The organism is Enterobacter sp. 61D5, assembly GCF_034107965.1.
Lineage (GTDB): Bacteria > Pseudomonadota > Gammaproteobacteria > Enterobacterales > Enterobacteriaceae > Enterobacter > Enterobacter cloacae_M.
The window spans coordinates 19,105-28,825 of the sequence record NZ_JAWNFK010000001.1 but is presented as its reverse complement, the minus strand read 5'-3'; the positions used below and the strand labels follow the sequence as shown (position 1 = coordinate 28,825).

The following is a 9,721-nucleotide window of genomic DNA, read 5'->3' as shown; positions in this document are numbered from 1 at the left end:
CCACCTTGACGGACTCGACCCATTCACAGGTGGCTGTCCCTCTGAGCGACGTTGCTTGCGCAGGATGCACCACACGCGTCGATAACCATAACTCGGCATATCGCTGATAATGTTGAGGATAGCCGACAGTATTTCAGCGTCTGCTTCGTCATTACGCCGGTTACAGCGCCCGTCCTGCCAGTCGGCGGAACGGTTAATCCGCAGTGACAGCTGCGCACGCGACACACCGATGGTGCGACTGACCAGGGCTATTCCCCGTCCTTTGGCAACAAGGGCGCGTGCGCTATCCATTTTCGCGACTGACCGTACTCCACTGCTTCTTTCAGGAGCTCAACCTCCAGTGTCTTCCTGCCCAGAAGGTGCTGGAGTTCCCGAACCTGTTTCAGTGCTGCTGCAAGCTCAGAGGCAGGAACGACTTCCTCCTCTGCCGCAACGGCAGTGAGGCTGCCTTCCTAGTATTGTTTCTTCCACTTGAACAGCAGGCTGGGCTGGATACCATGCAGACGAGCGACGTGGGAGACATTCATTCCTGGCTCCATCGTCTGCTGGATAATAGCGATTTTCTCCTGAGGAGTCTTACTTTTGCGGGCTTCTTGCCCTAACAGGATCCCGGTCATCTCAAAATTGGCGTTAGTGTTAGACATATATTCAAGCCTATCTCTTATCTGGAGATACAGCTACTGTCTGGTGTTTCAGGGGGCTACATCAATAACGAGTGTCGACCACACTCATCGCTGAATTACCTGACGCCTGCTGAATTCGCAGCGGACTGGCGAAACGGGAAATATGAAGAAAAACCAACTGACATTACTAACTGAAGGTTGTATCTAATCCTGGGAGCAGGTCAGCAATTCTACTTATTAAAATGTACGTTTGAAAAAGTAGACTCTCTGCGGTACGCTCTGACGCTATCATTTACCCCGATTTTTCACGCAGCGCGCCGGTCCCTTTCCGGCCAGGACGGAGCCTGACATGATCCTGATGCCCGACGACGAACCGGAGCTGAGTCTGCCCGCAACCGTCATGACACCCGGTGAGGAATTCATGCCGGCGCTGTCCGGTGAGAACGCTCCGGTCAGTCCCGCCCGGGCCTACCTGCTTTCGCTGAACTCGCCCCGCAGCAGGCAGACCATGGCCTCGTTCCTCAGCATCGTCGCCGGCATGCTCGGCGCCGCTTCCCTGGAGTCCTGCTGCTGGGGCGGCCTTCGGCGCCATCACATAATGGCCGTCACAGAACTACTGCGCGACACCGGCCGGGCAACGGCCACCATCAACACTTATCTTTCAGCGCTGAAGGGCGTGGCGAAGGAAGCCTGGATGCTCAGGCTGATGAACGTCGAGAGTTTCCAGCACATCCGGGCGGTGCGTAACCTGAGGGGCAGCCGCCTGCCGCGCGGCCGGGCCCTGCCGCCAGCGGAGATCCGTTCGCTGTTTACAGCCTGCGAGGCCGATGACTCCAGCATCGGGGTACGCGATGCGGCGATGCTGGCCGTCATTCTGGGCTGCGGCCTGCGCCGCTCGGAGGCCGTGGAGCTGGATTTGCGTGACGTTGTCACAGATGACCAGGCACTCCGGGTGCTGGGTAAGGGCAACAAGGAACGGCTGGCCTTCATGCCGGCCGGTACCTGGCAGCGGCTCAGGGCGTGGATCGATGACGTGCGGGGAGAAAAAGACGGACCACTGTTCACCCGTATCCGCCGCTTTGACACCCTTACAAATGCCCGGCTGACCGATCAGGCGGTGTACCATGTCCTGCAGGTGCGCCAGCGCCAGGCGGGAATTGCAAAATGCGCGCCGCACGACCTGCGGCGAACCTTTGCCACGGCCATGCTGGATAACGGCGAGGATTTAATCACGGTAAAGGATGCGATGGGTCATGCCAGCGTCACCACCACCCAACAGTACGATCGCCGCGGCGAAGCGCGCCTGCGTACGGCGCGTGACCGCCTGGATATGATATGAATTTAACAACATGTCAAGATACGAAGTGAACAAGATAGTGGGTGTGGATCCGCGCAGGCTTCTCAAATCAGTGAAACCTGCGGTATCGGTGTAATCTTCCCTGATGTCCAGGTCACTTCCGTGGTACAGCAAGCCATCTAGCACATGGGTTGAATCCCTGACCCGACTGATTATACAGGTGTAAAACGGGCTGTATGGATCTGATATATGGGTATAAAACTGACGTCCAGGTAATGGGTTTCGTAGCAGATATACCATGCCTGGACATCTTCCTGTGATGATTTGGTGATTCCGGGGCTGGCTTCCGCCATTTTGGTCAGACCGAGATTGATGCCATCCGTAAGGATGGTGGTGAGGAATAGGCGAGTATCGGGAGGGGTAATGTCATTTTCTATATTCGAAAATGTCGGGTAAACGTCGTCCAGCTGTTTACCTCATCGAGAATTTCCATGATTTTAGGGCGCGGTAGCATGCTGTAAACCAGCTCTGCCAGCGGTGAGACCTGCACCGGGACGCAGTTATCCAGCGGAGAGACTTTTACTCTCGTGTCAGATATTTCCACATCGGGCAGCTCACCAAGGGCGGCCATGGAATTGACCTCTTCAAGTCAGGATTGAAGCAGGGTCATACGGCTGGTAATGTACTCATGATAATCAGCAGATACGAGTTGTCGATTTTAGCCCATCATTAGCAGACAAAGTTGCTCATAGTATGGCAACTCATACAATCGATGAAATCGCTCATGAGATAGCCGATTGATTGGCCCCTATATTTTCATACACTTTTTATCGCTTAACCCATTACTGGTTCGCCGCCGCAGATATTCCCGTGGCGAACGATACCCCAGTGCACTATGCGGGTTAATGTTCGAAGGCCTCCGCAAGGTTCTTTACCGCTGTTAACCCGTCGGGCTTCGGCATGATGCTGATGTAGTCGCGCTTCATCGTTTTCACAAAGCTTTCCGCCATCCCGTTGCTTTCCGGGCTGCGTACTGCCGTATGTATTGCAGTAAAGTGAGGCAGCATAATTATCAGCTATATCTGGCGATAAATGACATCGAACACAAGAAAGCGAAGGCGATGTCCCCGCAGAACAACGGCATCTGCGAGCGGTTCCATAAAACGATACTGAACGAATTTTATCAGGTAACGTTCCGCAAAAAGTTATATGGTGATCTTGATACATTACAATCGGATCTTGATGAATGGCTGGCTCACTATAATAATTAGCTAACCCATAAGGGGAAAATGTGCTGTGGCCAGACGCCGATGTTGGGACGCACCTCTGCTCACCTGCGGTACCGAAAGCCTGAGCATTCGACGCTACCGCTGCGTATGCTAGACTGCTCTCACTCACGTTTTCCTGCCAGAGCAGCAACTCAAAAACATGCAGATCCTGCGGCTTCAAAGCTACATACCAGTGGGTGTCAAAGCAGAACCACATTCCGCCCGACTGCGACTGGCAGTATATCACCTTTACCATGCCCCACTTGCTCTGGCCCTTCTTTAACAACAACTGGCCCTCAACACCCTGTTCCGCGCTGCCACCCACGCCATGCTTCGCTGAGCCCACAAACTGGGCGTGGAGATCGACATCTTCTGCACCCTGCGGACTTACGGCCGCTAGCTTAACCAGTATCCTCAATTCACCGGGAATGCGGAAGATTTCCTAGACCTTCAGGAGTTTATTTATGCATTCCGGACCGTCGAACTGTATTACCGCTACGGAAAGAAATACTCTGTTATCGTCATGGTCTTTGCCGAAGAAAACCTTCTGCCGGGGAAAGGGAACCTGCTTAAGGCGTCAGATCTGAAGATGTTTCAGTCTTTACCTTTGCTTGGTTATTGGTTGCAACATCGAATGTGATAAAACAATCCTTCAGTTGTTTACTGAGTTCTAACGCATACTCTGTAGGGTCAAGGCTTCGCCCCTCACGGGTAAAAAGTGGTTTATCGAAATACTGACGCACTCTTTTGAGATAAATGCTTATAGCAGGTTGCGAGCATCCCAGCAATAAAGAAGCACTGTACAAATTCCCCGTTTCTATAACGGCGATAAAAGCAAGTAAAGATTTGAAATCAAGTCCCATTAGATGACGGTAATTACACCCATTTTTATTGTCCATAAGGTATTTTTGCTCCTGAAACTTTTTATTGTGTTTGTTAACCTGTTTGTCTTGCATTGAACATACCGATTGCTGAGATGTCATGTAACGCTGGAAATTGATACATATCAAAATAAAATTCACGATTTATATACTAATAAATCAGAAATCAAATTTAGCATATCGTGAAAAGATAAGAAAACAAGAAAATGATACATAAAACTATACAGAATGGGAGCTGAACCAATTTCCATGAAAATGGGAAAACACAAGATAAGCACAGCATTAAACAAAAATTAAAATATGAATAACATAAAATAATTATATAATAAGTAATTTAAAATTATCACACAAAAAATCAGTAAGCAAACAAACTTATAAATAAATCATATGATTTGCAGGTGCTGCGACGGCCCCCCCCCGATTTCCCGTTACTTCAGCTTCAGCCCCTAAACCAGTGCATCCAGCTCTATAATTTCATTGTTGCTCTGGAAGGTATAGTGCTCGCTCAACAAAATGTACTGCCAGGCCACCCCCGATAAAGCAGTGAACAGTGACGGCATTCCTGATGCTGGAAAAGATGACAGTATCGTTCTTGCTAAAACGTGTTCGCTGTTCACTGAGGCGCTCAGAATGGTAAAACGGCTCTGATTAAGCCCAAAGTATAACATGCTGCGCTTTCTGAGTTGATTGCGGGTTTACCTCCTTGTGTTATCGGATTGGAGGAATGCACCGGAGCTCACTACTGGGCGAGGTTTTTTCACACGTTCCGTATCTGAGCCTGAGCAGAAATCATGCCACCTCAATGCCGGTTGCAGGATGGTCAGTAAACAGGTTTCAACCATTCTTATCCCGGTGTATCGACAAGAACCCGGTTTTGGCATTAACGCGATATAGTTTTCTTTCATCATTTTCACTAACTGTTCCGCGATGCGATTGGCAAGCCCGTCTTCCAGCGATTTGATGGCCTTTTCTGTTCTGCAGGTGCGAGAGGCAAACACGGTTACGTTCGACCACCAACATCGCAATCAACTGACGGCATGGCACTGCCATCGCAGTGAGTACCTGACGATCCTAATCTGGCAATACCGTGAGAAACCTTCCCGCTCCGGATGTCGGTTTCAGAGGAGTGGCTCAGCGTATGCGCCATTCGCTTAACGACGGCTTAAAACTCTTGGAGGGAGCGTGCTGCATACGCGTTGCCAAATCCAAACGTAGATATTGTAAATCGTTTTCAAGATACAAGGACGTAATTTTAGTGTAAGGTTTTCCAACAAAATCAAGTAACGGCTTAAGGAATTTCAGTTGAAATACATGAGCAACACAGCGCTGCCATTAAGACTTCCCGCAGCAGATGAAGCTGTTTTTTTCAGAGTGGAGCTCAGGGTGACACTAACACCTGTGTTGGCAGGCGCAGAAATATCAATAGCGCTACCCTGTGAACCATCGGCAGGGTTAATAACTTTCAGCAGTGAATTCCAGCCATTGCCAAGGTCAACACCAGTTCCGTCTGCATAAGTTTCTGAGGACGGCTTATTGGCCAGCAGGCTGAGCTTAAGCCTAGCGTTATCGCTACATAAAACAGTAACTGCGGAAGTTTTCTCATTTTCGGGGCCAGTAGCCGGATTCAGTGTGGTATGATCGATGGTGACAGAGGCAGGGCTGGCGGAACATGTACCAAGGATCTCAATGTCGTAAGGAACAAGACCTGCCTTTTTCATAGAGTTGTATACATTGTTATCCGACGTGTGATCTCCTCCTTCTCCTTCCTGAACATTAGAGTAACTTGCTATAAGCGCATTTCCTGTTTGGAAATAGCCTGTGTACTTTCCTGCTGCCAGGTCGGAAGGAAGTTTTAATTCAATCCTTAGAGGTTGCGTCTGACGATTCACATAGTAGGTTGAACCGATAGAATTACAACCACCACCTTTGGCTGTTCCAAAATCTTCAGGGTTGTTGTCTTCTCTGATTAAATAAAAACTGTTATTATAAGCAATTATTCTTCCTAGTCCGTAAACATTTAAAGGAACAGTCTTACCACCGATGTTGATAGTCCTGGGTAACAAAGATGCTACGTTATTAGTTTGCCATCTGACACTGCTGACAACAGGGTAGCTTGTCCAGCAATATGACAGAGATGAATTGCCTACGACTACTGAAGTCAGCTGAGTGGATGCGACGCCGCCTGAAAGGCCGGAATACTGTAGATTGCCCGCCATAGTTTCATCTGAGGACCATATCTGATACATATTCCATGCCAGTGCCTGCTCCTGAACTATCAGTGCCATAAAAGCAGCACACAGCTTTAGTTTTTTAAATCGCATTTATTTTACCTTAATCTCTGTTTCCGGAAAGTTTTATTCACGCTCATACCGCAAATTGCCTGTCCTGACAGCGGTTATACAACCCTGCAGGGTCCGGAATTACTTGTCAGGTATGAATATGTGCTTGCAAATATTTCGGGAAAATAAACAATTACCACGGGAATTATTGAGCTAGCATAGTAATATAAAGACTCATCATCATAAAGCTCAATATGGCTGCGCCACGAGTTCCTTTACTGATAACTGATGCTCATATTGGCAGACGCAGTGAACGCACCTGTACCCAGGACAGAACTGCCCTGTTTATAGGGTTTGGCCGTGAATGTGAAATTTTCACTCGCCGTTCCGCCGCCTGTCAGCCCATTTGTAATCGCGTAACCGAGACCTGTAGCACCGTCACCGAGTCTAAGCGGCGTCACCGTGCCGCTCCCCTGGTACAGAGCAATACCGAAGTTACTGATATTGGTTGCAAGCACATTGCTGCCTGCCGCACCACTCAGCATGGTTCCTGTAACCTTCACGTACGCTGCCCCTTGGTAGTATGTGCAGGCGACGGGTACAGAAAGTACCTTCTCATACCTTGCATTCGACACATCAATTATCGAGATATCCTCGAAGTCCACTTCAATGGGATTGCCGTTATTCACCACGCAGGGCGGATTCACAATCTCTCCGATGATATTAACCGTCACATCCGCCAAGGCTACCCGTCCCGTCAGCAGCACCCCGCCAGTCAGCAAGAGGCATGCAGACATACGCAGCAGGTTAACCTTTTTTCTCTCCGTCATTCGCGTAAATCTCAGCAGTGGAGGACTGACGTTGTACTCCAGCCCCCCGTTGTTAACATGCGCATCCATTGTATTATTTTCCTGTGTTACTGGTACTGTACCTGCAGGTTCGCCGTTGCAGTAAATGGTCCGGGCGTAAGCTTGTCCATTCCGTTCATCTGACCCAGAGCCGCATTCAGCGTCAGTGTAAGGTCAGTACCGGTGCCGGTAATGGAACTGGTGACGTCGGTGGCGGACCCCAAAGGAAGCACCAGCCCACCGCCCTTCTGGCGCAGGAAAACCACGAGGCCCTCACTGCTTTTGGAGGTATTTATAATACCTCCCGGCGCGTTATAGACCGATGCAGATGTCACAGTCAGCATCGGTGTTCCCAGAGTATACGGACAGAACATATTCACCGGAAAATCCTGCTGGTTATACGGGCTCCCGGATACCGGCATGGCCTGAATATCCACGTCATCAAAGGATACCGTCACCGGGTTATTGTTATTGATAGTGCACAGAGGAAGGACCAAGTTGCCCTTAAACTCCACCGGTGTAACCGCGTGTACCGTGCCGCTCGCCCCTGCCATCAGCATAGCCAGAATCAGCATTGCCGCCGGGATGTTCATATTGCTCATTCAGACACTGTCTCCTGCGTTGATATGTCCCTAATGGTAATTCAACTCAAACGTGGCAGTGGCACTGTAGTTGCCAGCAACCACGCGCCGTCCTGCCATCGCGTCCGGAGTTGACTGCACAAATGCCCCAAACTTCAGCGTCAGCTCGGTACCAGTTACTTGGTCGCCAGTACCATTGTTGTGGATATGATTAAGCTTCAGCATTCTGCTGCCGTCCGTATCGATTAGACCAATGCCTAGATTGCCGGCGTTGATACCGGATACAGCGAGATACCCCGGTAGCTTCGCCTCCTCGGCTCCCAGGAATGTGAGCTGCACTATTTTACCGATCGTCATCGCGTAACAGTTAATCAACCGGATCTGAAAGTCCTCGGTGTATCCACGCCCCGGATACGTGTTGAACGTCTTTTGAGAAGTCTCGAGGAATACCACATCCTGCGTCCCCGTAGCTGGATCAACCCGGCATGGACGGTCCAGCAGATTTCCCTGGAATGTCACATCAGCCCGTGCCGTATTGAGCACTAAAAACAAGACTAAAATTACCAGCGCCTGAAGTAAAACCAGCCCCGTACAGAGCCACATGCCGCGCATATCCTCATCCTCATTCATAAACAAGCCTCAGTAATAGGGGAACGCCGGACGAACTGCCTGCGCTGGTATAGTTCACCATTAACAGTTGCTGCTTATTGCTCAGGTACCAGGTTATCCGGTTATCCCCCCCGCGCAGTATCGCCTGTGGCACCTGCAACCGCAGGGGCGCAGGGAGCAGCTTTCCTACAGCTCCCGGCTGCAGAGCTCCGCTTACCTTTATGAAAGAGCTCCTGCCCGCCGGTGTCCGAGCTGATGTCAACACATCTCCGTAGCCACAGCCCGTCAGGTCCACACTCAGCACGCGATGACCGCCTGGCAGGACCGGTAATGGCAGCTCAATGCTGTTCGTCCGCAGCGTGCACGGGCTACTGAGCAGCGCACCATGCACCTGCACCACCCCCGTCCGCCCATTAAACCACTGCTGCCGTGCCTCATCAGCCACAAACTCCTGCTGACCACTCAGCAGCTCATCAGCATACAGCACTGCACTGTTTATTCCAGTACTCAGCAGCAGGATTGCCATCCCCATGGCAGTGGTCACTCTTTTCATTGTTCTGCTTCCGTTTCGCGTTGTCTGTGGGGTTCCATGTCACCCGGCTGACTTCTTCGCTGCCGTACAACGCTCGCTGGAACACTTGAACTGCAGGACCGGGCGCCCGCCATAGTCGTCTATCCAGCTAAGCCACGGCGTATGGTAACTTCCAGCCTTCACCGTCTGCTCAGACTTCGGAGCTAACATAACCGTCTCAAACTTTTCTTCCTTTGCCGCCTTTTCGCTGCCGCCGAGTCCAATGACTGTCACATAATACGGCGTAGGATTCTCAATACGGTACCCTCCAGGGGTTTTGTACAGCACCAACTGGTCCTGCCAAACTGCATTCGGCTGTGCTTTTATACCTGCAGGGCGGTAAAACAACTTAATTTTGGTCTGCAGCGCTATCTGCAGGGTGTTAGGCTTCTCGCTCTTAGGCGGGATTTCCCGCAGGTTGAAGTAGAACAGCGACTCCCGGTCCTGCGGCAGTGTACTGATTTCCGGCGTGGTGCTCAGGCGCACCTTACTCTTTGCTCCCGGCTCCAGACGCTGCACTGGCGGGGTCACTAACAACGGGCCGGAAGTGATTTTTTCCTGCTGCGCATTCTCAATCCATGCTTGAGCAAGGTACGGCAGTTGTTTGTTGTCATTGGCAACGTTTAGCGTCATAGATTTCTCGCCGCCGTTAAAAACGGCTCGAGTACGATCCAAGGATATGGCAGCTAGTGCGCCGTGTGCGCCGCTCAGGCAAGCTACCGCCATCAACGTCTGTTTCATCGCCGCTCTCAGGTTCAGCATTG

General features: G+C 50.7%; 8 protein-coding genes and 5 pseudogenes. 3 read left to right on the top strand and 10 right to left on the bottom strand.

Translation table 11 applies throughout. The features are described 5' to 3' along the window. Positions 1-617, bottom strand: a pseudogene (locus tag UTM25_RS00180) (transposase); the annotation flags it as partial. A 355-nt stretch (positions 618-972) separates the two neighbouring features. Between UTM25_RS00180 and UTM25_RS00175 the strand changes: the two are divergent. Next, complete coding sequence (locus UTM25_RS00175) at positions 973-1,962, top strand: tyrosine-type recombinase/integrase (RefSeq protein WP_194401926.1); 990 nt, start codon at positions 973-975, stop codon at positions 1,960-1,962. Between the two features lie 66 nt (positions 1,963-2,028). Here the strand turns inward: UTM25_RS00175 and UTM25_RS00170 are convergent. Further along, a pseudogene (locus UTM25_RS00170) lies at positions 2,029-2,626 on the bottom strand (Tn3 family transposase); the annotation flags it as partial. A 102-nt stretch (positions 2,627-2,728) separates the two neighbouring features. Continuing rightward, a pseudogene (locus tag UTM25_RS00165) lies at positions 2,729-2,960 on the bottom strand (integrase core domain-containing protein); the annotation flags it as partial. A gap of 3 nt (positions 2,961-2,963) precedes the next feature. On the opposite strand from UTM25_RS00165, the pseudogene UTM25_RS00160 reads away from it, so the two are divergent. After that, positions 2,964-3,188, top strand: a pseudogene (locus UTM25_RS00160) (integrase core domain-containing protein); the annotation flags it as partial. A gap of 569 nt (positions 3,189-3,757) precedes the next feature. Here the strand turns inward: UTM25_RS00160 and UTM25_RS00155 are convergent. After that, positions 3,758-4,144 carry a helix-turn-helix domain-containing protein gene (locus tag UTM25_RS00155; RefSeq protein WP_194386903.1) on the bottom strand — a complete coding sequence of 129 codons (387 nt, stop codon included), beginning with the start codon at positions 4,142-4,144 and terminating at the stop codon, positions 3,758-3,760. Positions 4,145-4,671: 527 nt separating this feature from the next. Between UTM25_RS00155 and UTM25_RS00150 the strand changes: the two are divergent. Next, positions 4,672-4,836 (top strand): annotated as a pseudogene (locus UTM25_RS00150) (IS110 family transposase); the annotation flags it as partial. Between the two features lie 531 nt (positions 4,837-5,367). Here the strand turns inward: UTM25_RS00150 and UTM25_RS00145 are convergent. From UTM25_RS00145 to UTM25_RS00120, 6 genes are all read right to left on the bottom strand, one after another. Beyond that, on the bottom strand, positions 5,368-6,390 hold the full coding sequence (locus tag UTM25_RS00145; protein ID WP_151413112.1) for a PapG chaperone-binding domain-containing protein: 1,023 nt from the start codon (positions 6,388-6,390) through the stop codon (positions 5,368-5,370). Between the two features lie 233 nt (positions 6,391-6,623). Further along, complete coding sequence (locus UTM25_RS00140) at positions 6,624-7,247, bottom strand: fimbrial protein (protein ID WP_241739845.1); 624 nt, start codon at positions 7,245-7,247, stop codon at positions 6,624-6,626. A 17-nt stretch (positions 7,248-7,264) separates the two neighbouring features. Then, entirely contained in the window at positions 7,265-7,798 is a 534-nt protein-coding gene (locus UTM25_RS00135) for a fimbrial protein (RefSeq protein WP_151413111.1), read from the bottom strand. 30 nt (positions 7,799-7,828) lie between these two features. Further along, the gene (locus UTM25_RS00130; protein WP_253543579.1) at positions 7,829-8,407 is read right to left on the bottom strand and encodes a fimbrial protein; all 579 of its coding nucleotides are present in this window, start codon (positions 8,405-8,407) and stop codon (positions 7,829-7,831) included. After that, complete coding sequence (locus UTM25_RS00125) at positions 8,400-8,939, bottom strand: pilus-assembly fibrillin subunit (RefSeq protein WP_151413110.1); 540 nt, start codon at positions 8,937-8,939, stop codon at positions 8,400-8,402. Before UTM25_RS00125 ends, UTM25_RS00130 begins: the two co-directional genes overlap by 8 nt. A gap of 39 nt (positions 8,940-8,978) precedes the next feature. After that, positions 8,979-9,719, bottom strand: a complete 741-nt coding sequence (locus UTM25_RS00120) for a molecular chaperone (protein ID WP_194401929.1) — start codon at positions 9,717-9,719, stop codon at positions 8,979-8,981. Positions 9,720-9,721: the final 2 nt, after the last annotated feature.